The following is a 20,409-nucleotide window of genomic DNA, read 5'->3' on the forward strand; positions in this document are numbered from 1 at the left end:
CCGCGTCGCCATGCAGCGGCGCGAGCGGAGGACGCACATGACCTTGATCACACGGATCGCTCGTCTCGCCGTATTCGTCTGCGCTCTGGGGCTGGGCGCCTGCAAACCGGCCCCCGAGGCGCCCCATGCCCGCGTGGCCAACGCCCAAAGCAGCAGCGACGCGCCCGACGATTATCGCGAACTCAGCCCCGGCAAACCGGGCGGAACGTTGCGGGTCTCGACCTCGTCCGACACCACCACCCTGGACCTGCACTCGATTTCACACGGCAACAGCCAATGGCTGGGGCGCATTCTGTTTGACTGTCTGGTGTATCAGGACGAGCAGGGCACTCTCTCGCCCTGGCTGGCCAAGTCCTGGGACATCTCGGCGGACGGCAAGACCTATACCTTCCATTTGCGCGACGACGTGACCTTCAGCGACGGTGAAAAATTCAACGCCCACGCCGTGCAGGTCAACCTTGAACACATGCGCGACCCGGCGACCAAATCGCCGTTGGCGGCGGCCTACATCGCGCCGTATGTGGACGGCCGGATCGTCGATGAGTACACCTTTGAAGCGCACCTGCGCGAACCCTATTCACCGTTTCTGGACGTGCTGGCGCAGTCGTATCTGAGCATGCTGTCGCCGCGCCAGATTCTCCATGCGCCCAAATCCATCGCCGAACACGCCATCGGTACGGGGCCGTTTGTACTGGAAAGCTACACCCGCGATCAGGGCCTCACCTTCGTCAAACGCAAGGGCTATCACTGGGCGCCGGCGGTCACCCGGCATCAGGGTGAAGCCTACCTCGACCGTCTGGAGGTGAGCATCATTCCCGAGCCGATGATTCGCTTCAGCGCGCTGGAATCGGGGCAGTCGGATTTCACCGTCGACGCACCGACGCAAAACGCTCAGGCCATGCGCAGCAACCCGAATTTGCAGTTGCACACGCGTATTCGCAAGGGCAATCCGTTTCGCAGCCTGACCTACAACGTCGATAAATTTCCGTTTCAGGACGTGGTGGTGCGCCGCGCGGTGGCCAAGGCCATTGATCGCGACGGGCTGGCGTGGATCACCGGCTTTGGCGAGTACCAGCCCAAGGGCGATTTTCTGGCCGCCAACACCCGTTACTACGACCCGCAGTTCAAGGACGTACTCGCTTATGACGTGGCCGAGGCCAACCGCTTGCTCGACAGCGCCGGTTGGCAGCAACGTGACGCCCAGGGCTATCGGGTCAAGGACGGCCAGCGACTGGCGGCGCAACTGGCGACCTATGAATCCGGGGCGTACCCCAGCAGCGTGGCCGTGGCGATTCAAGCTGATCTGAAAAAAGTCGGCTTTGAACTGAGCATCGACATGCTGCCGCTGGCGCAACTCACCGAACGGCGTTACGCCGGTAACTTCCAGTTGTTGGGCGGTGGTTATTGGCACACCAACACCCCGGACGGGCTGTACATCCTTTATCACAGCCACGCGATCAGCACGCCGACCTTTATCGGCCAGAACGTCGGTGGTTTTCGTGACGCCACGCTGGATGAGGCGTTAACGGCGGCGCGTCAATCCACCGATCCGGTGGAGCTGACCCGCCTGTACCGCATCGCCCAACAGCAACTGGTGAACAACGTCCCGGCGGTGCCGGTGTTCGAGAGCTATGTGCTGGTGGCCTACCGCAATGCGGTCAAGGGTTTGATCTACGACACCTCGCACAACACCCCGGTGTTCACCACCGTCTGGCTCGATCAGGAGGCCCAATGAATCCTTTGCGCTTGATACTGCGTCGCCTGTTGTCGGGCATCGGTGTGCTGTGGGGCGCAGCGACCCTGACCTTTCTGGCCATCAACCTCAGCGCGGGCGACCCGGCACTGGCCATACTCGGCGGGCCCGGTGCGCTGCCCACCACAGAACTGATCGCCAGGGTACGCGCTGAATACGGCCTGGACCAACCTTTGATCGTGCAATACGGCCATTACCTGGGGCGACTGGCTCAAGGCGATCTGGGCGACTCATATCGGCTCGGGGTTCCGGTCGGCAAGGTGATCGCCGGTCAACTGGGCGCCACGTTGCAGTTGTCCCTCAGCGCCGCAGCACTGGCGGTGCTGCTCGCCTTGCTGGTGGCGGTGCTCAGCGCCAATCGCGCGCCGTGGATTCGCTCGCTGGTGTCGGGCATCGAGCTGGTGCTGTCTTCGGCGCCCTCGTTCGTGATCGGGCTGGGCCTGTTGTTGGTGTTTGCCTTCGGCTGGCACCTGTTGCCGCCGTCCGGCTCGAAAGGCTGGCAGGCGTTGATTTTGCCCAGCGTGGCGCTGGCCTTGCCGGTGGCGGCGGTGCTTAGCCAAGTGTTGCGCCAGACCCTTGAAGACACCCTCGAACAGCCCTTTATCGCCATGGCCCGCGCCCGTGGCCTGTCCGAAACCGGGGTGCGCCTCAAACACGCCTTGCGTCATGCGCTGGTGCCGTTGGTGACGCTGTCCGGGTTTGTGTTTGCCAGCTTGCTGGGCGGGGCCGTGGTGATCGAGTTGTTGTTTTCCCGGCAAGGCATCGGCCGCCTGATGCTCGACTCCGCCGTATCCAAGGATGTACCGCTGCTGCTGGGGATTACCTTGCTGGCGGCAGCCATTTACGTGGTCGTGAACTTTCTCGTCGACCTGATCAATCACTGGGTGGACCCGCGTACCAACGCCGTGTGAGGCCATTCCCAAGCAAGGACCTGCCATGACTCAAGCCACTTCCTATCGCGCGCTGCAGGCGCGTTTCCAACCACTGTTCGAGCAGATCGGCGCCGGCGCCGTCGAGCGTGAACAGCACCGCGAACTGGCGTTCGAGGCCGTCAACTTATTGCGTGGCGCCGGTTTCAGCGCGCTGCGTGTGCCCCAGCTCCACGGCGGCGCGGGCATCAGCCTGCCGGTGCTGTTTGCCCTGTTGATCGACCTGGCCGAAGCCGATTCCAACCTGCCGCAGATCCTGCGGGCGCATTTCGGTTTTGTCGAAGGGCGCTTGTCCAGTCGCGATGCGGCTTCACAGGATTACTGGTTCGCCAAAGTGGCGGCCGGGCAATTGTGGGGCGCGGCCATGGCCGAACGCAGCGACAGCAGCACCAACTCGGTCAGCCTGCACACGGCTGAAAACGGCTGGCGCTTGAACGGCGAAAAGTATTACTGCACCGGCACGATCTACGCCGACTGGGTCGCTGCCGTGGCCATGCACGACAGTGATTTTGTCAGTGTGGTGGTCGCGGTAGACGCCCCCGGTGTGACCCGCGAAGACGACTGGGACGGTTTCGGCCAGCGCCTGAGCGGCAGCGGCACCACCCGTTTTGACAACGTAGAAGTGCCGCCCACCCACGTACTGCGCCGTTTCAAACCGGGCGAGCTGCGCGCCGAGTCGTACCTTTCCTCCTTCTACCAACTGTTTCACCTCGCCACGCTGGCCGGTATCGCCCGCGCGGCCTTGCGCGATGCCACCGCCTTTGTGCAGGGGCGCACCCGCGCCTTCGGTGTGCCGGGGCAGTCCAGCCCCAAGGATGACCCGCTGGTGCAACGGGTGATCGGTCGCCTGTCGAGCTTGGCCTACGCCAGCGAAACCCTGGTGCTGGCCACCGCCCACGTGCTTGAACGCGTGCATCAGGCCGAGCTGACGGACAGCGCCGAAGACGCTGATTACGTCGACGCTGACATCCGCACGTTTCAGGCTCAGCAAGTGGTGCTTGAACAGGTGCTCGAAGCCACCACGCTGCTGTTTGAAGTGGGCGGCGCCTCGGCCACCAGTCAGGCGCGGCGCCTTGATCGGCACTGGCGCAACGCGCGCACCCTGGCCTCGCACAACCCGGCGATCTACCGCGAGCGGGCGCTGGGCAATTACTACCTCAACGGAATCAGCCCCGGTGCTGCGTGGCGTGCTCTGCACGAACAGGCTGGCGCCGATGGTGCCACCCGCGACGAAGCCAGTGCGGTTTGACCCCCTTCAACAGGAGCCACTGACATGAGTCAGTCCGTCCATCCAACGGCCCAGCCGGGCCTGATCGAAGCCCAACCGCTGTTCGCCGCCCGCAGGCTGCATTTGCGGCGTTGGTCAGTGCGCCCGGGGTTGCTGCTGGCCGGGCTGTTCGTGTTGCTGCTGGTGATTGCCGCATTCCAGCCGGGTTGGCTGGTAAGCGCTGATCCGCTGGAGGCCAGCGCCCGTCAGGCCTTTCGTGCGCCGGACAGCGTGTATTGGCTGGGCACGGATGAAAACGGTCGCGACATCCTCACCCGGCTGGTGTACGCCGTGCGCCCGTCATTGATGATGGGCGTGTCCGCCACGGCCATCGGCCTGTTGATTGGCACCCTGTTCGGTCTGGCGGCGGGGCTGGGGCCGCGCTGGCTGGACGGCGCGGTGATGCGTGTGGTCGACGTCTTGCTGGCTTTTCCTGACCTGCTGCTGGCGCTGGTGATCATCACCTTTTTCGGTCAGGGCCAGCTCAACCTCATCCTCGCCGTGGGCATCGCCAGTGTGCCGCGCTACGCCCGGTTGGTGCGTGCGCAAACCCTGGTGGTGCGCGGTGCCGGTTATGTCGAAGCGGCGACGACGCTGGGCCTGAGTCGGCCCGCCGTGATCGTGCGGCACATCCTGCCCAATGCGATCAAACCGATCCTGATCCTGGCCACCATCGGCATTGGCGGCAACATCGTCAACGGCGCCGCGTTGAGCTTTCTGGGTTTTGGCGCGCCGCCGCCCGCGCCGGAGTGGGGCGGGATGCTCGCCATGGGCCGCAACTATCTGGCCAATGCGTGGTGGCTGGTGGCGTGGCCTGCGTTGGCAATCACCCTGACCGTGGTTTCAATCAGCGTCATCGGCCGCGAATTGCTGCGCCGCAGCGAAGGAAAACATCCATGAACAACGCCCCCCTGATCGACGTACAAGACCTGCACGTCCGCTTCGGCGCCCATGCCGTGCCGACCCTCAAAGGCATCAGCTTTCAGCTATATCAAGGTGAATGCCTGGCGCTGGTGGGCGAGTCCGGCTCTGGCAAAAGCGTCACCTCGCGCACCCTCGCCGGGCTGACCGGTGCCCGCGCCGTGGTGCAGGCCCGCAGGCTTGAATTTGCCGGCCACGACCTGCGCCACTTCGACGAACGCACCTGGCGCAGCGTGCGCGGCGCGCAGATTGGCTTCGTGATGCAAGACGCGCTGGGCTCGCTTGATCCGCTACGCCCGGTGGGCAAGGAAATAGCCGAGCCGCTGCACCTGCACACCCACCTGAACCGGGCGCAGCGAGAGACCAAAGTGATTGAACTGTTGCGTGCGGTGGGGGTTCCCGAACCCGAACTGCGGGCCCGTCAGTACCCGCATCAACTCTCGGGTGGCTTGCGTCAACGGGCGTTGATTGCCTCAGCGATTGCCTGCAACCCGCGCTTGCTGATTGCCGACGAACCGACCACCGCCCTCGACACCACCGTGCAAGCGCAAGTGCTAGCCTTGCTTGAATCCCTGCGCGGCGACCGCACCGCGATGCTGATCGTCAGTCATGATTTGGCCGTGGTCTCGCGCTTGGCCAATCGCGTGGCGGTCATGCACAACGGCGTCATAGTCGAGCAAGGCAGCGTCGACCAAGTGCTACACGACCCGCAGCATCCCTACACCCAATATCTATTGAGCGCGGGCCGGGCGGTGCACTTTCGCCGCACACCGGGCAAGGCGCGTGCTCCGTTGGCGATCGTAGCGGCGCAGCAAGAGCCGCCGTTGCTGAGCGTGAGCAAACTCAGCAAAACCTTCAAAGGCCCGGACGGGCAACTGCGCACCGTGGTCAATCAGGTTTCATTGCAACTGCGCCGTGGCAAGACCTTGGGCATTGTTGGCGAATCCGGCTCGGGCAAGACCACCTTGACCCGCATGATTCTGGGCCTGGAAACCCCCGACAGCGGCGACATCCAGATCAAGGGCCAGTCATGGCTGAGCCTGTCAGACGCTGAGAAACGGCAATTACGGCGCAGCATCCAAGTTGTCTTTCAGGACCCGCTCAGCTCCTTCGACCCGCGCTACAGCGTGCGCCGGGTGTTGTTTGAAGCGTTACAGGTCGCCGGGCAAAAACGCCGCGAATGGCAACACCGGGCAGAAGAACTGCTGCGTCTGGTGCACCTCAGTGCTGACCTGCTGGAGCGCCGTCCCATCGAGCTGTCGGGCGGCCAGCGCCAGCGTATTGCGATAGCCCGCGCATTGGCGGCGGGGCCGCAGATACTGGTGTGCGACGAGCCGGTGTCGGCGCTGGACGTGTCGGTGCAAGCGCAAATACTGGAACTGCTGGACGACCTCAAACGGCGGCTGGGGCTGGCGTGTTTATTCATATCCCACGATCTGGGCGTGGTCAACCATGTGAGTGATGAAGTGTTGGTGATGAAAGACGGCGTGGCGGTGGAGAGTGGTGCCGTGCGGGAGGTGTTTGACCATCCGCAACATCCATACACGATGGCATTGCTGGAAGCGATTCCGCATCTGGAAAGTGGACGGCGGATGGCCTTTGATTTTCTCAAATTGGCGATCTAATACCGCTTCGCCTGGCTTTTTGGTGACTTTTGGGTGTTTCGACATTCGGCTGTTTGCCAAAAATTACTTGCTGTACAGCGAAACCTTTACAAAGTCGTAATCCATCGAATGGATATATACACAGTCCAAATCGAACCTTTCCCTCACCCCAACCCTCTCCCTATTTAGAGTGTGAACTTATCCCATATAGGTGAGGGGAGAGGGGGCTTGTTCATTGTCGGCATTAAACATGCGTTCACCCATTCGTCCGATAAAAAATACACTTTAAAACTTTCTGAACAGCCAAGTATCGGATTAATACGAGCCCTGGAGTTCGTGAACGTTAACCACAGGAAGGTATACGAAATGACGACTAGCGGTAATAAATCAGACCATTCTTCGGATAAAGCCACGGATAAAAAAGGCGCCCATTCGGACGATAAAAAAACCACCCACGGTGCCCACGATAAAGACAAGGCGCACGATACCGGGAAAAAGACCGATGACAAAAGTCATACGGGCAAGAAGTAAAGTGTGAGAGAAAAATAACCCCGGCTCCGGCCGGGGTTATTTAGGTCAGTTTCAAATCTATATATAAAAATAATAAATAGACCGTCCTGATAACTGGCGAATTGCAAGGCCCATAAGTTCGTCGATCGTTTATTTAACCTGCCAATGATAAAAGCCCTGCGCCAGCCCACTTTTTGGGCGCTAAACCAGCACCCCGCGCATCGCCAGATTCTTCATCAACGCCCCCACCCCAAACGCCCATGGCGGCGCCTGATCGCTGCCCGTCACGCGGTTGTGCAGGGCGCCCAATGTCGGCGATGAAATACTCACCATATCATCAGCTTTGTGAGTGAACCCTTGGCCCGGCTGGTCACGGTCTTCAGTGGGAGCAAACAGGGTGCCAAGAAACAGCACAAACCCATCCGGGTACTGGTGATTTTCATTGAGGGTCTGCTGCGCCAGGTCCGCCGGGTCGCGGCTGATCTGGTTCATCGAGCTTTTGCCGTTCAGTACATAGCCATCCACGCCCTCGACCCGTAAGGTCACTTCGCATTCACGCACATGGTCGAGGCTGAAGTGTTCATCGAACAGGCGAATAAACGGCCCCAGCGCGCAGGACGCGTTGTTGTCCTTGGCTTTGCTCAGCAGCAGGGCGCTGCGCCCTTCGAAGTCGCGCAGGTTGACGTCATTGCCCAGCGTCGCGCCGTGGATGCGCCCTTGGCTGTCCACCGCCAATACCACTTCAGGCTCGGGGTTGTTCCAGCTTGAGCCGGGGTGAACGCCAATCGCGTTGCCGCTGCCCACGGCGGCGAGGATCGGTGCTTTGGTGAAGATCTCCGCGTCGGGGCCAATGCCGACTTCGAGGTATTGCGACCACATATTCTGTTCGATCAGCACCTGTTTGAGGCGCATGGCTTCGGGCGAGCCTGGGCGTAGATCGCGCAGGTTGTCGCCAATCACGTCCTGCACCAGTGCGCGTATTTCCTGCGCGCGCAGGGCATCGCCGCCCGCTTTTTCTTCAATGACCCGTTCGATCATGCTGGCGGCAAAGGTCACGCCCGCGGCCTTGATGACGTGCAGGTCGGCGGGGGCCAGCAGATAAGGTTGGCTGAGGTCGCGCTGTTCGCCACTGTTGGCCAGCAGGGCATGAATTGAACCCAGTGAAGTGCCGCGGATTTCACGCACGGCTTGCAGCGGGTTGTCGCTGTCGAGCAACAGGCTGAGGGTGGCGAATTGGGCGGTGCAATCAATCACCTCGGCGTCACGAATCACCACCACGGCCGGGCCGCCACGCGCACCCGGCAGCCAGACGCGGCCCACCAGCGTGGCGCGTTGCCAGTCGTGGGGCAGGGAGTTTTCAGCATTCAGGTTCAGCGTTTGCATAGAGCCATCCTTATATCTATTCACGTGTAGCCGCTGACGAGGTACGAGGCTGCGATGGGCGGCGAAGCGGCCCCGGCCAGCGGCGCCTCAATGGCTTAGTGAGAATGCCGGGGCGGGCCGTTTTCCGGGATCACGCGCCAGTACAGGGTCGCCGGTTCCAGGCAGCCGCCGGTGGACAATTGCCCCACCAGTTGGCGATACAGTTCCTGCCACGGAGTTTGCGACGGCGCCAACGGCGGCAGCGGTTCCTGCCGGCGTTCATTGAGCACGCTGTCATCCACCAGCAAGTTGACGCTGCGCGCATTGAGGTCCACCCGCAGGCGGTCGCCGGTGCGCAGCAAGGACAGCCCGCCGCCCACGGCCGATTCCGGGGACATGTTGAGGATCGACGGACTGGCCGAGGTACCGCTTTGGCGACCGTCGCCCATGCACGGCAGCGAGTCGATGCCGGCTTTGATCATCGTCGAAGGCGGGGTCATGTTGACCACTTCACCGCTGCCGGGGAAACCCACCGTGCCGCAGCCACGAATCACCAGAATGCAGCGCTCGTCGATGTCCAGTGCCGGGTCGTTAATGCGCGCCTGATAATCCTCCGGCCCTTCAAACACAATCGCCCGCGCTTCGAAGCTGTTGGGTTGCAGCGGGTCGCTGAGGTAGGTGCTGCGGAAGGCTTCGCCCACCACCGACATTTTCATGATGGCACTGTCGAAGAAGTTGCCGCTGAGCACGATAAACCCGGCGCGGTGCATCAGCGGGTCTTCAAATGGACGGATCACGTCGCGGTCGCCGGTCACGCAGTCGGCCACCACCTCACCGATGCTGCGACCACTCACGGTGCGGCAGTCGCGGTGCAGCAGGCCGACTTTGTCCAGCTCGTGCATAACGGCAGGTACGCCGCCTGCACGGTGAAAGCTTTCGCCCAGGTATTCCCCGGCTGGCATGCAGTTGACCAGCAAGGGCACGTCTTCACCAACGCGCTGCCAATCTTCCAGCGACAGGTCGATGCCGCTGTGCCGGGCAATGGCGATCAGGTGTGGCGGGCAGTTGGTTGAAGCGCCCAACGCCGAGGCCACGGCAATAGCGTTTTCAAACGCGGCGTGGGTCATGATCTGCGAGGGGCGTACGTCTTCGCGCACCAGATCGACAATCCGCATGCCGGTGGCGTAGGCCATTTGCCCGCGCTCGCGGTACGGCGCCGGGATGCTGGCGCAGCCGGGCAGCGACATGCCCAGCGCTTCGGCCAGCGCGTTCATCGACAGCGCGGTGCCCATGGTGTTGCAGTGACCCACTGACGGCGAGGATGCGGTGGTCAGGGTCATAAACCCTTCGTAATCGATTTCGCCAGCGCTGAGCAGGTTGCGTGCATGCCACAGCACGGTGCCGGAGCCGATGCGTTGACCTTTGTGCCAACCGTCGAGCATCGGCCCGCCGGACAGCACGATGGACGGCAAATCGGTGGTGGCCGCTGCCATCAAACAGGCCGGGGTGGTTTTGTCGCAGCCGGTGGTCAGCACCACGCCGTCCAGCGGGTAACCGTGCAGCACTTCCACCAGCCCCAGGTAGGCGAGGTTGCGGTCCAGCGCCGCAGTGGGGCGACGCGATTGCTCGGCAATCGGGTGCACCGGAAATTCCATCGGGATGCCGCCCGCGTCGCGAATGCCGTCCTTGACCCGTTTGGCCAGCTCGATGTGATGGCGGTTGCAGGGCGTCAGGTCGCTTCCGGTTTGGGCGATACCGATAATCGGCCGTCCGGATTGCAGTTCGGCGCGGGTCAGGCCCTGATTCATGTAGCGCTCCACGTACAGCGCGGTGAGGTCGGCGTGGCTCGGGTCGTCAAACCACAGCTGGCTGCGCAGGCGGCGTGGGGTTGAATCGGTCATGGCAGGCTCCAGCAGATTATTCGGGTAATGGGTTGTTGCGGCGCAGTTGACGGATCAGCCCCGCGTGATCGAGTTCGCCGTCACCGGCCTCGACCATTGCGGCAAACAGGCTGTCGACCAGACTGCCCACCGGCAGCGACAGGCCAAGCGTCTGCGCATGGGCGAGGGCGGTGCGGGTGTCCTTGAGCTGCCACTTGGCCGGGCCGCCGGGGGTGAAGTCGTTGTTGAGCATGCGTTGGCCGTGCTGGCGCCAGATCGGCGAATCGACAAAGCCACCCAGCAACGCTTCGTGGACTTTTGACGGGTCGGCGCCGCCACGCTCGGCCAACAGCAGACCTTCAGCGACGGTGGCGATGGTGCTGGCGACAATCAGTTGGTTGACCAGCTTGGCCAGTTCGCCAGTGCCCGCCGGTCCGACATGCACCGGTCGGCCCAAGGCACTGAGCACCTCGCGGCCTTGCTCGAAGGCTGCGGTTTCACCGCCGACCATGATCGCCAGCGTCGCTTCCCGCGCCCCGCGTTCGCCCCCCGACACCGGGGCGTCGAGGTAGCGCAGGCCGCGCTCGGCGCACAAGCGCGCCTGTTCAACGGCGGTCTCGACGGGGATTGAACTCATCACGATCACTAGCGCACCCGGCGCCAGTGCACGGGTGGCGCCGTCTTCGCCAAACAACACGGCGTCACAGGTGGGGCCGTCGCTGAGCATACAGATCAGCACCTGAGCGCCGTCTGCGGCCTGCACTGGGCTGCTCGCGATGTCGGCGCCGTGGGCTGAGAGTGCCTGGGCTTTGGACGTTGAACGGTTCCACGCCCGCACCGGAAAACCGGCATTCAACAGGTTGCGGGCCATGGGCAAGCCCATGATTCCGGTGCCGATAAAGGCGATGGTGGGCAGGGTCATGCTTTGCCTCCTGCGGCAACAATAGGGGTAAGTGAGGGGTCAATCAGTGAGACTTTATTGCGAGGCATCAGCACCATGCCTAACCCGCCCATGCCGACCAGTGCCGCAATCACCAGAAAGCCCGGTGTGTAGCTGCCAGTGACGTTGAACAGGAAACCGGTCAGGTACGGGCCTACAAATCCGCTGAGGTTGCCGATGGAGTTGATCAGGCCAATCCCCACCGCTGCGCCAACGCCGGTCAGCACTTGGCCGGGTACGGCCCAAAACACGTTGATGGCGCTGTAAACACCCATCGCCAGAAAGATAAAACCGAGCACGATGATCCACGGCTGGTTGATCAACAGTGCCAGCGCAATGGCGACTGCGGCCAGCATGGCGGCGCCGCCCGCGTGCCAGTGACGTTCTTGCAGGCGATCAGAGCGACGGCTCCACCAAATCATCGCCACGGCGGCCACCGCGTAAGGCACGGCGGTGATCAGACCGTTTTGCATCAGGCCGATTTCCAGCCCGAACGACTCACGGAACGACGCCAGCACGGTGGGCATAAAGAAGTTCATCGCGTTGGAGCCGGAGGTGATGCCGAAATACACCAGCGCCAGCATCCACACCTGCCGGTTGGACAGTGCTTTGCGGATCATCTGCCCTTTGGTCGGCTGCACGCCCACCACCAGCGGCTTGCTGCGTTCTTCCTGTTCGAGGGTGTTAATCAGCCAATTGCGTTGTTCATCGGTCAGCCAGTGCGCATCGGCGGGGCGGTCAGTGAGGTAGAAGTAGCAAACCACACCGAGAATCACCGCAGGCACGGCTTCGACGATGTACATCAGGCGCCAGCCGACAAAGCCCCACGCGTCGCCCAGCTCCATCAGGCCCACCGACAATGGCGCACCGACGATTTGAGCGATGGGCACGCCGAGGTAAAAGGACGCGATCATGCGCGCGCGGTAGCGGCTCGGGAACCACAGCGACAACAGGTAGATGACCCCCGGAAAGAACCCGGCTTCGGCGATGCCCAGCAGCACGCGCAGTGAGATGAAATGCACCGGCGTCTGCAAAAAGCCCATCGCGCCGGCGATGATGCCCCAGGTCACCATGATTCGGGCGATCCACACGCGGGCGCCGTAGCGGTGCAGCAGAATGTTGCTGGGCACCTCGAACATGAAATAGCCGAGGAAGAAAATCCCGGCACCCAGGCCATAAATGGTCTGGCTGATGCCGATGTCAGCGTTCATGCGCAGGGCGGCGAACCCGACGTTGTTACGGTCCAGAAAAGCGACGACGAACAGCAAGACCAGAAAGGGGATCAGGCGTTTAGTCACACGCTTGATGGTTTGTTGTTCGATGTCCGAGACATCCGTGAGCGGGATAGTCATGTCGCACGACCTCAGTTTTTTATTGTTGTGTAATCGCTTCAAATACTGCTCGTAGCAGCTGAGGAGCGCAGCGAGGCTGCGTCCGACTGCGAAGCAGTCGCTAAACCATTCACCTGCCGAGTGTCAGTAAAACCGGGTTCCTGCAATCTACGGCCGCTTCGCAACCGGACGCAGCCTCGCTGCGCTCCTCAGCTGCTACGGGTCGGGGCGGTGTCCTCAATATGGGCGCGCACGATGGCGTCGAAATCCGGGTCGGCGGTGAAACCCAGCGCGCGGGCGCGGGGTGCTTCAACGCGGCTCGGCCAGCTCTCAACGATGCGCTGGATGGTTGCGTCCGGCTCCCAGCGAATCAACTTGACCGCCTCATCACCCGCCACCCGTTGCAGCGCCGAGACCATGTCGGCCACGGTGGTGGTTACCCCCGGCAGCGGCAGGATGCGCTGATTGCCCAAGGTCTGCGGTGACAGGGTCATGCCCAGCAACATCGATTCAATGATGCGTCGCGGTGAGGTGAGGTACACCTGCGTGTCCGGGCGCACCGGGCACACAGCCGGCAAGCCCACCAGCGGTTCGCGGATGATCGAGCTGAAGAAGGTCGACGCCGCTTTGTTCGGCTTGCCGGGGCGTACTGCTACCGTTGGCAGACGCAGCACGCGACCGTCGACAAACCCTTTACGCGCATAGTCTGCGACCAGCAATTCGCCCACGGCTTTTTGCATGCCGTATGACGATTGCGGGGTGAGGGCGGTGTCGTCGTTGACCACATCCGGCAATGTGCCGCCAAACACGGCAAAGCCGCTGGCGTAGACAAAACGCGGCGCATTGCCTTGTTTGCGCAGGGTTTCGAGCAAGAGCATCAGGCCGTGCAGGTTGACCTGCATGCCTAGATCAAAATCCGCTTCGGCGGCCGAACTGACCACCGCTGCCAGATGCCAGACCACGTCCACACCATCGGTGACCCGGGCAATGACGTCAGGGTCAGCCACATCGCCGGTGACCAGCTCAATGCGCGGATCGCTGGGCAGGTCTTCCCCGGCAAAGGTGTCGAACAGCACGATGCGTTCAATCGGGCGGGGTGCCTGCCCCTCGAAGGTCAGGGTGTTCTCGTCCAGCAGGCGCTGGGCCAGTTGCTTGCCGATAAAGCCGGTGCCGCCTGTGATCAGAATGCGCATGAGGTGCTCCTGTTTCTTATCGTTATGGGGTTGCGGTGTTGCTTCAGTCAGCCTGCACCGTACGTTGGCGCTGCTCACCCAGGCCTTCAATGCCCAGACGCATGACTTGGCCAGCACGCAGGAACACGGGCTCAGGCTTGATGCCCAGACCCACGCCCGGTGGTGTGCCGGTGGAAATGACGTCGCCCGGTTGCAGTGACATGCAGCGGCTCAGGTAGGCAATTAAAGCCGGAATCTGAAACACCATGGTGCGCGTGTTGCCGTTTTGGTAGCGATGCCCATCCACCTCCAGCCACAGGTTGAGTTGGTGCGGGTCAGGGATTTCATCGCGAGTGACCAGCCACGGGCCGAGCGGGCCGAAGGTGTCGAAGCCTTTGCCTTTGTCCCAGGTGCCGCCACGTTCCAGTTGCCATTCGCGCTCGGACACGTCGTTGATTACGCAATAACCGGCCACGTGCTCCATGGCGTTGCATTCATCGATATAGCGGCCGCCCTTGCCGATCACCACGCCCAGCTCGACTTCCCAGTCGGTTTTGGTCGAATGCCGGGGGATTTCCACGTCGTCGTTGGGGCCGCAGATGGCGCTGGTCCATTTGTTGAACAGCACCGGCTCGGTCGGTACCGCCATGCCCGATTCGGCGGCATGGTCGGCGTAGTTGAGGCCGATGCAAATAAATTTGCCTACTTGCCCGACGCAGGCGCCAAGACGCGGCGAACCGCTGACCAAGGGCAGACTGGCGGGGTCGATGTGGCTCAGGGTGTCGAGGCTGGCAGCGTCGAGGGCGCTGCCCGCAACGTCCGCGATGAGTGAGGACAAGTCGCGAATATTGCCTTGAGCATCCAGCAGTCCGGGTTTTTCCTGACCTTTTTCGCCATAGCGCAGCAGTTTCATAAAAGCTCCTTTAAATCAGTTACTCATTCCGCCATCGATGACGTGGGTGGTGCCGGTGGTGTAGGCGCTGGCGTCGCTGGCCAGATACAGCACCAGCCCGGCGATTTCTTCGGGTGTGCCAATGCGGCCCATCGGTTGACGATCAACAAAGGCTTGATACACCTCGGCTTCGCTGCGGCCCTGATCTCGGGCCTGTTCGGCGATGCGCTGGCGCAGCGACGGCGAGTCCACGGTGCCGGGGCAGATGGCGTTGCAGCGAATGCCCTGACGCACATAGTCGGCGGCCACGGATTTGGTCAGGCCGATGACGGCGGCTTTGCTGGCGGTGTAGGCAAAGCGGTTGGGCACGCCTTTGACGCTGGAAGCCACCGAGGCCATGTTGATGATGCTGCCACCGCCCGCCGCCAGCATGCCCGGCAGAAAGGCGCGGATCATCCGGTACATGGCGGTGACATTAAGGTCGAAGGAGAACTGCCAGGCGTGTTCGTCGCACTCCAGCAAGGCGCCGCTGTGCACGTAGCCTGCGCATTTGAACAGCACGTCGATGGCGCCCACCTGCTGGCTCAGGGCGTCAATGTCGGCTGAACGGGTCACGTCCAGTGGCAGGGCTTGAATACCGGGGATGTCGTGCAGGGCTGCGATGTGCAGGTCGGTGGCGATCACCCGGGCACCGGCATCGCGCAGGGCCAGTACCGAAGCGCGACCAATGCCTTGGGCCGCGGCAGTGATCAGAACGCGTTTGTTGGCGAGGTTCATGGGCAGTCCCTTATTTTTATTGGGCTCAATGAACTCACCCTAATGGGGCTTGGCGATAAGCGCTAATGAGTTATTCTCAAGCCTTAATAACCGGAGGTTATCGAATGGCCGATGTCGCGTTCAATCAACTGTGCAACTGGCTGCGGTTTCGCCATTTGGTGCTGATCAACACGTTGGCGCGCACGCAAAATATGCACGCCACCGCACAGGAAATGAGCATCAGCCAACCGGCCGTGAGCAAGATGCTGCGCGAGATTGAGCACCAACTGGGCTTTGAAGTGTTCGCCCGTTTGCCGCGCAGCATGACCCTCACCGATTTGGGCAGCCATGTGGCGCGCTTCGCCCAGATCGCCTTGAACGATACCCAGCAGTTTGTCGGCCAGATCAACCACCTGCGTCAGGGCGGTCATGGCTTGCTCAAAGTCGGCACCATCTACGCCGCCACGGCGGTGGCGGTGCCAGCGGCGATTGTGCGGGTCAAACAGGACTGGCCGTTGCTCACGGTGCAAGTGCTGGAAGGCACCAGCGCCAACATGCTGACCCTGCTGGAGCATAAAGAACTGGATCTGGTGGTCGCCCGTTTTACCCTCGACCGTCACCGCGAATTGTTCGACTTTCAAGCGTTGGCGCCGGAGCCGCTGTGTCTGGTCACGGGCAGCCAGCACCCTTTGGCCGGGGCCAGTGAAGTGCCGCTGAGCGAGCTGGGCAGTTGGCCGTGGGTGATCTACCCGACTGGCACACCGATGCGCGCACGGGTCGAAAAGGCCTTTGTCGAGGCGGGCATGCAGACCCCGGAAAACACCGTCGAAACCGTCTCGCTGCAAACCACCATGCAACTGCTGCAAACCACGCCGGTGGTGGCGATGCTGGCCGAATCGATGGTCGAGCCGGAAATTCAGGCCGGGCGGCTGGTGCGACTGGCCTTGCCGTTCCCGCTGGTGCTGGCCGACTACGGGGTGATCACCCGTCGCAACGAGTCGCCTCAATGGTCGGCTGAAGCCTTTATCGACGCGCTGTTGACGGGGCCCGATGCCTTGCGGGGTACTGCGCAGACGTCTTGATAACGCGCGGTTATCAACCGATGGAATCTTGTGATTGGGCACTGGGTACGGGGGCAACTATAAAGAAGAGGATTAAAAAAACCGCTCACCAGAGGCGCGCATGAAAACAATAAAAAACTACAAAACGCTGACCATCTTCTTTCTGTTCCTGATTGGCGTGGTCAACTACCTGGACCGCAGTGCGCTGTCCATCGCCAACACCACGATTCAAGCAGACCTGGCCATCAGCCCGATGCAAATGGGCGTGATGCTGTCGGCCTTTTCCATTGCTTATGCCTTCTCGCAACTTCCCCTCGGCGCCTTGATCGACAAACTGGGCAGCAAACTGGCACTGGGCGGTTCGTTGGTGGTGTGGTCGGTGGCGCAAGCCGCCTTCGGACTGTTCAGCAGCTACGGTCATCTGGTGGGTTTGCGAGTACTGCTGGGAATTGGCGAAGCGCCGGTATTCCCCTCGGCGGCCAAGGCCTTGTCGGAGTGGTTCGACACCCAGGAGCGTGGCACCGCCACCGGCTGGGTGTGGTCATCGACCTGTATCGGCCCGTGCTTGGCCCCACCGTTATTGACCGTCTTCATGGTGCATTTGGGCTGGCGCGGGATGTTTATCCTGACCGGCGTTTTAGGGCTGTTGCTGGCGGTGTGCTGGTTCAAGTTCTACAAAAGCAAAGCGCAATACATGGCCGAAACCGGCCGCGCTGAACCGGTGCCGGTGCAGCAGGCGAAAGCGCCGAAGGTTCGCTGGACCTCGCTGTTCAAAGACCGCAACACCTGGGGCGCGTTTCTCGGGTTTATGGGCGTGATCTACATGATCTGGCTCAACCTCACCTGGCTGCCCGGCTACTTTGAGCGCGAGCACGGCCTTGATCTGTATCGCACGGCGTGGGTGGTGTCACTGGCGTATCTGTTTGGCGCTCTGGGCACCATCGTCGCCGGTAAGTGCTGCGACCGACTGGTGGCGCGGGGTATGCGGGTACTGGCCAGCCGCAAGTTGATGGTCATTCTGGGGCTGCTCGGCGGGGCGCTGTTTACCTTGATCGTGGCCTTTACCACCAACGTCGTGGCGTGTGTGGTGCTGCTGTGCCTGACCATGTTCTTTATCAACATCTCCAGCGCCACGGCGTGGATGATCGTCAACACCATCGTGCCGTCGGAGCGGGTCGCCTCGTTTGGCTCGATCCAGAATTTTGGCGGCTATCTGGCGGGTTCCATTGCGCCGATCCTGACTGGCTTCAGCGTTCAGCAGAGCGGCTCGTTCTCCTCGGCGTTTGTGATCAGTGCGGTGGTGGCTGCGTGCTCGGCGTTTGCTTATTTTGCGCTGCTCAAAGAACCGGCAGCCCCGGTAATGCGACTGGAGGCGGTGCCTGCGGTGGTCTAGGTGGTTTCCCTTGTAACATAGCCAGTCAGCCCGCCAGGATCAGGAATCACTTAATGGCTTTACGTTTGACGTTGGTCGCTCATGCCCGAACGCGTGCACAGAAAAAAGCGCGTTTTGCGGCCGAGGAATCCGTGGAAATGGACTGGCAGGCACAGGCCAATTCGCGCTCTCAATTTTCATCCCGGACGACGCGTTACCTGTGTGGCCCGGAAGCGCGGGCGAGGGAAACAGCGGCGTTGTTTTCAGCGGATGTCCGGATAGAGCAGAGTCTGCGCGATTGTGATTTTGGGCGCTGGAAAGGATGTTTGCTGGATGATATTGAGCCTGAGCAGTTGGGGCTATGGATGGCTGACTGGCAGGCGAACCCGCACGGGGGCGAGTCTGTGGAGCAACTGTGTCAGCGCGTGCGGGAGTGGATGGCAGCGCTGACGGGGACTGGCCATATTGTGGCGGTGACTCATCCGTTGGTCATGCGTGCGGCACTGATGAACGTATTGCAATGCCCGCCGTCGGCGTTTCATTCGATTGATATTGAACCCTTGTCGATGATCGATTTGCGCTGCAACGGGAAATGGCGGATGCGGGTAGCGCCCTCACCCCAACCCTCTCCCGGAGGGAGAGGGGATTAAGAGCAAACCCAATCCAGCCCCCTTTCCCTCTGGGAGAGGGTTGGGGTGAGGGTAGCTCGGAACACCTAAAGCCACGTTTCAATGATGTGGTTGTCCAGATCTTCGAGGTCCGCCATGCCCACGACCCGCGTAGTGTTCAGGCCGCGCAGGTAGCCCCTGAGCTGATTGGCGGTGGCCCGGATGCCCTCCGGGCTGGCGTTGTCGTCATTCAGAACTTCTTCGTAAAGCACCAGGTATTCAGCCACGCGCTCACGATATTCGGGTAACACGGCAGTGCGGATACGGTCGAAGGTTCTGTGTTTTTGATGTGAATTCACGGTTCACCCTGTGTGTTGTTATTGGTGGTGGCCCCCAATGTAGCGCACGTTCATCGGGAGCCGCCAACACACAGTGAACAGGGCTTTATTGAAAGGTATAAGGCGTCAGCGCCGTCGGGTCGATGTTCTGGTCGACTTTACTCATGGCTTCCTTGAGCGGGCAAAGCAGGCCGACACTGGTTTTGCGGCAGTCTTTGGCGCTTTCGAAATCGGCCTTGAGGGGTTTTTCGGTTCCGGACAATGGAGCCAGTCTGCGAATTTGATCCATTGACTGCGCTTCAAAGGCTATACGCAGAAAGTACTCGCCGGTTTTGGCTTCCTTGTAGCGTTCAAACTGCAACGTGCCCACGGGCGGGATGTTGTTTTCAATGTAGTCACCGAGCTTCCAGCCAAAGCCGAGCATGGTGCGCAGGTAGGAAATATTCGTGTCGTGGGCCACCAGCAGCATCAGCGGAACGTCAGGCGGCGTGCTTGGGTCGGCTTTGCCGGCCAGTGAGGTGCCTTGCTTGAGTTCCAGAGAAATCTGGTTCATCAGCTCGGAGGCGCCGCGACTGGCGATGTACGGAATGTCATTGAGAAAATCATATTTGGCTTTGGTCAGCACCATCAGGCTGGAGACTTCAGCGGCGGTGCGGGCATGGCCAAAAGCTACTTTATCCAGCGGCAGTCCCTGGCTGTATTCCAGGCGGAATACTTCACCCATGTTGGCCCCGGCACTCAGGCCCTTGATCGAGAAGCGGCCTTTGGCGTTTTGTACCAGTGTCCACTTTTCCTTGCCGTAGGGGCAGTCGGCACCGGGCAGGCAGGCGACTTCCTTGAGCTGTTCTTCGTAAGGTGCGTAGCGGGCTTGCGCGGCTTCAACACTGCCGCCCAGCGCTTGCAGGATCTGCGCCCGGGCTTTCTCGGGGTCGAGGGCAGCAAAAGGCATTTGATTGGCCTGAAACAACGGGTCCAGATTGCCGCTGACGTAGGTGGGTTGAAAACCGCAGCCGGGAAACATCCCGTCGAGCAGGGCTTGTGCAGTGGCTTTGGTGCGTTGCAAGGGGCTTGCGTGCACCAGCAATTGATTGGCCTGCGGACAGCCCTTGGGGATTAGTCCGGCACTGCGCAACACCTCGCCACGGTAGCGGCCCATTTCAACCGCGCCGGTATAGCCGTGGCCGGTCAGATTGCCAAAAGGCACCAGCCACACGGGCCAGTGGCGCTCTGTGACCTTGGTCAGCAATTTTTCATTGGAGGCGGTGGGCGGGCGAACGCCGTGACGGCTGACTTGGACGACTTTATCCAGCACATAGCCATCACTGGTCGGGGTCTGAGCAAAGGCTGCGGGGCTGATGGTACTGGCCAGCAACAGGCCTGTGCAGAGAGGGAGCCACGTTTTCATCGATTTTCCTTTTGGTCATCCAGGACACCATTGCGCGCAGAGTCTAGACGGCAAACCGACCACGTACCGCAAAACCTGTGCAGCCTTTGAACCTTCGTTTTCGATCAGTCCACGAGGGCGCAAGGGCCAATTGCCAGAATCCTGCGGCGATTGCTTGAAATCCCCAGTCAGTGCTGCGTATTTTGTGTGAATTGCCCCTCGCGGCGTGCTCAACAAGGAAAGCGTCATGACCACCCCGTGTCAGGCTCCACTCATGCAGGCATTGGCTGGCATTGACGAAATTGAATGCGTGACCCCCGACCTTAACG

18 protein-coding genes are annotated in these 20,409 nt (G+C 61.4%); 9 read left to right on the forward strand and 9 right to left on the reverse strand.

Annotated features, from left to right (window positions below; all coding sequences use genetic code 11):
* Positions 1 to 37 precede the first annotated feature (37 nt).
* The 6 genes from GHN86_RS17395 to GHN86_RS17420 all read left to right on the forward strand — a co-directional run bounded on the left by GHN86_RS17395 (position 38) and on the right by GHN86_RS17420 (position 7,005).
* Positions 38 to 1,735, forward strand: coding sequence for an ABC transporter substrate-binding protein (locus GHN86_RS17395; protein WP_153387007.1), 1,698 nt, complete (start codon positions 38 to 40; stop codon positions 1,733 to 1,735).
* Positions 1,732 to 2,664 (forward strand): ABC transporter permease, encoded by a 933-nt coding sequence (locus GHN86_RS17400; RefSeq protein WP_153382855.1) that lies wholly within the window; start codon positions 1,732 to 1,734, stop codon positions 2,662 to 2,664. The genes GHN86_RS17395 and GHN86_RS17400 overlap by 4 nt, the downstream gene beginning before the upstream one ends.
* Positions 2,665 to 2,689: 25 nt before the next feature.
* Positions 2,690 to 3,931, forward strand: coding sequence for an acyl-CoA dehydrogenase family protein (locus tag GHN86_RS17405; RefSeq protein WP_153387009.1), 1,242 nt, complete (start codon positions 2,690 to 2,692; stop codon positions 3,929 to 3,931).
* Positions 3,932 to 3,955: 24 nt separating this feature from the next.
* On the forward strand, positions 3,956 to 4,849 hold the full coding sequence (locus GHN86_RS17410) for an ABC transporter permease (protein ID WP_153387011.1): 894 nt from the start codon (positions 3,956 to 3,958) through the stop codon (positions 4,847 to 4,849).
* Positions 4,846 to 6,495, forward strand: coding sequence for a dipeptide ABC transporter ATP-binding protein (locus tag GHN86_RS17415; protein WP_153387013.1), 1,650 nt, complete (start codon positions 4,846 to 4,848; stop codon positions 6,493 to 6,495). The genes GHN86_RS17410 and GHN86_RS17415 overlap by 4 nt, the downstream gene beginning before the upstream one ends.
* A 207-nt stretch (positions 6,496 to 6,702) precedes the next feature.
* On the forward strand, positions 6,703 to 7,005 hold the full coding sequence (locus GHN86_RS17420; protein WP_153383231.1) for a hypothetical protein: 303 nt from the start codon (positions 6,703 to 6,705) through the stop codon (positions 7,003 to 7,005).
* A 180-nt stretch (positions 7,006 to 7,185) separates the two neighbouring features.
* On the opposite strand, the gene GHN86_RS17425 is transcribed toward GHN86_RS17420, so the two are convergent.
* The 7 genes from GHN86_RS17425 to GHN86_RS17455 all read right to left on the reverse strand — a co-directional run bounded on the left by GHN86_RS17425 (position 7,186) and on the right by GHN86_RS17455 (position 15,338).
* Positions 7,186 to 8,367, reverse strand: coding sequence for a fumarylacetoacetate hydrolase family protein (locus GHN86_RS17425; protein ID WP_153387015.1), 1,182 nt, complete (start codon positions 8,365 to 8,367; stop codon positions 7,186 to 7,188).
* Between the two features lie 95 nt (positions 8,368 to 8,462).
* Entirely contained in the window at positions 8,463 to 10,247 is a 1,785-nt protein-coding gene (locus tag GHN86_RS17430) for an IlvD/Edd family dehydratase (RefSeq protein WP_153383257.1), read from the reverse strand.
* A 16-nt stretch (positions 10,248 to 10,263) separates the two neighbouring features.
* Complete coding sequence (locus tag GHN86_RS17435; protein WP_153387017.1) at positions 10,264 to 11,148, reverse strand: NAD(P)-dependent oxidoreductase; 885 nt, start codon at positions 11,146 to 11,148, stop codon at positions 10,264 to 10,266.
* Positions 11,145 to 12,518 (reverse strand): MFS transporter, encoded by a 1,374-nt coding sequence (locus GHN86_RS17440; protein ID WP_153382909.1) that lies wholly within the window; start codon positions 12,516 to 12,518, stop codon positions 11,145 to 11,147. Before GHN86_RS17440 ends, GHN86_RS17435 begins: the two co-directional genes overlap by 4 nt.
* Positions 12,519 to 12,706: 188 nt before the next feature.
* Positions 12,707 to 13,690, reverse strand: a complete 984-nt coding sequence (denD, locus tag GHN86_RS17445) for a D-erythronate dehydrogenase (protein WP_153382911.1) — start codon at positions 13,688 to 13,690, stop codon at positions 12,707 to 12,709.
* A 43-nt stretch (positions 13,691 to 13,733) separates the two neighbouring features.
* Positions 13,734 to 14,582 carry an ureidoglycolate lyase gene (locus GHN86_RS17450; RefSeq protein ID WP_153382913.1) on the reverse strand — a complete coding sequence of 283 codons (849 nt, stop codon included), beginning with the start codon at positions 14,580 to 14,582 and terminating at the stop codon, positions 13,734 to 13,736.
* A 15-nt stretch (positions 14,583 to 14,597) separates the two neighbouring features.
* Positions 14,598 to 15,338 carry an SDR family oxidoreductase gene (locus tag GHN86_RS17455; protein ID WP_153387019.1) on the reverse strand — a complete coding sequence of 247 codons (741 nt, stop codon included), beginning with the start codon at positions 15,336 to 15,338 and terminating at the stop codon, positions 14,598 to 14,600.
* A 104-nt stretch (positions 15,339 to 15,442) separates the two neighbouring features.
* Between GHN86_RS17455 and GHN86_RS17460 the strand changes: the two genes are divergently transcribed.
* The 3 genes from GHN86_RS17460 to GHN86_RS17470 all read left to right on the forward strand — a co-directional run bounded on the left by GHN86_RS17460 (position 15,443) and on the right by GHN86_RS17470 (position 18,400).
* A complete protein-coding gene (locus tag GHN86_RS17460) occupies positions 15,443 to 16,399 on the forward strand; it encodes a LysR family transcriptional regulator (protein ID WP_153382917.1) in 957 nt (318 codons plus the stop codon).
* A 100-nt stretch (positions 16,400 to 16,499) separates the two neighbouring features.
* A complete protein-coding gene (locus tag GHN86_RS17465; RefSeq protein WP_153382919.1) occupies positions 16,500 to 17,771 on the forward strand; it encodes an MFS transporter in 1,272 nt (423 codons plus the stop codon).
* 53 nt (positions 17,772 to 17,824) lie between these two features.
* The gene (locus GHN86_RS17470) at positions 17,825 to 18,400 is read left to right on the forward strand and encodes a histidine phosphatase family protein (protein ID WP_153382921.1); all 576 of its coding nucleotides are present in this window, start codon (positions 17,825 to 17,827) and stop codon (positions 18,398 to 18,400) included.
* 65 nt (positions 18,401 to 18,465) lie between these two features.
* Here GHN86_RS17470 and GHN86_RS17475 read toward each other — a convergent pair whose 3' ends face one another.
* The gene (locus tag GHN86_RS17475) at positions 18,466 to 18,717 is read right to left on the reverse strand and encodes a hypothetical protein (protein WP_323369591.1); all 252 of its coding nucleotides are present in this window, start codon (positions 18,715 to 18,717) and stop codon (positions 18,466 to 18,468) included.
* 85 nt (positions 18,718 to 18,802) lie between these two features.
* The gene (locus GHN86_RS17480) at positions 18,803 to 20,101 is read right to left on the reverse strand and encodes a histidine-type phosphatase (protein ID WP_153382923.1); all 1,299 of its coding nucleotides are present in this window, start codon (positions 20,099 to 20,101) and stop codon (positions 18,803 to 18,805) included.
* Between the last annotated feature and the right edge of the window lie 308 nt (positions 20,102 to 20,409).

The sequence above is a fragment of the Pseudomonas helleri genome (assembly GCF_009600315.1).
Taxonomy (GTDB): domain Bacteria; phylum Pseudomonadota; class Gammaproteobacteria; order Pseudomonadales; family Pseudomonadaceae; genus Aquipseudomonas; species Aquipseudomonas helleri_A.

Coding starts and splice junctions, on each gene's coding strand:
- GHN86_RS17395 (WP_153387007.1), top strand. CDS start 38: ATGACCTTGATCACACGGATCGCTCGTCTCGCCGTATTCGTCTGCGCT.
- GHN86_RS17400 (WP_153382855.1), top strand. CDS start 1,732: ATGAATCCTTTGCGCTTGATACTGCGTCGCCTGTTGTCGGGCATCGGT.
- GHN86_RS17405 (WP_153387009.1), top strand. CDS start 2,690: ATGACTCAAGCCACTTCCTATCGCGCGCTGCAGGCGCGTTTCCAACCA.
- GHN86_RS17410 (WP_153387011.1), top strand. CDS start 3,956: ATGAGTCAGTCCGTCCATCCAACGGCCCAGCCGGGCCTGATCGAAGCC.
- GHN86_RS17415 (WP_153387013.1), top strand. CDS start 4,846: ATGAACAACGCCCCCCTGATCGACGTACAAGACCTGCACGTCCGCTTC.
- GHN86_RS17425 (WP_153387015.1), bottom strand. CDS start 8,367: ATGCAAACGCTGAACCTGAATGCTGAAAACTCCCTGCCCCACGACTGG.
- GHN86_RS17430 (WP_153383257.1), bottom strand. CDS start 10,247: ATGACCGATTCAACCCCACGCCGCCTGCGCAGCCAGCTGTGGTTTGAC.
- GHN86_RS17435 (WP_153387017.1), bottom strand. CDS start 11,148: ATGACCCTGCCCACCATCGCCTTTATCGGCACCGGAATCATGGGCTTG.
- GHN86_RS17440 (WP_153382909.1), bottom strand. CDS start 12,518: ATGACTATCCCGCTCACGGATGTCTCGGACATCGAACAACAAACCATC.
- denD (WP_153382911.1), bottom strand. CDS start 13,690: ATGCGCATTCTGATCACAGGCGGCACCGGCTTTATCGGCAAGCAACTG.
- GHN86_RS17450 (WP_153382913.1), bottom strand. CDS start 14,582: ATGAAACTGCTGCGCTATGGCGAAAAAGGTCAGGAAAAACCCGGACTG.
- GHN86_RS17455 (WP_153387019.1), bottom strand. CDS start 15,338: ATGAACCTCGCCAACAAACGCGTTCTGATCACTGCCGCGGCCCAAGGC.
- GHN86_RS17460 (WP_153382917.1), top strand. CDS start 15,443: ATGGCCGATGTCGCGTTCAATCAACTGTGCAACTGGCTGCGGTTTCGC.
- GHN86_RS17465 (WP_153382919.1), top strand. CDS start 16,500: ATGAAAACAATAAAAAACTACAAAACGCTGACCATCTTCTTTCTGTTC.
- GHN86_RS17470 (WP_153382921.1), top strand. CDS start 17,825: ATGGCTTTACGTTTGACGTTGGTCGCTCATGCCCGAACGCGTGCACAG.
- GHN86_RS17480 (WP_153382923.1), bottom strand. CDS start 20,101: ATGAAAACGTGGCTCCCTCTCTGCACAGGCCTGTTGCTGGCCAGTACC.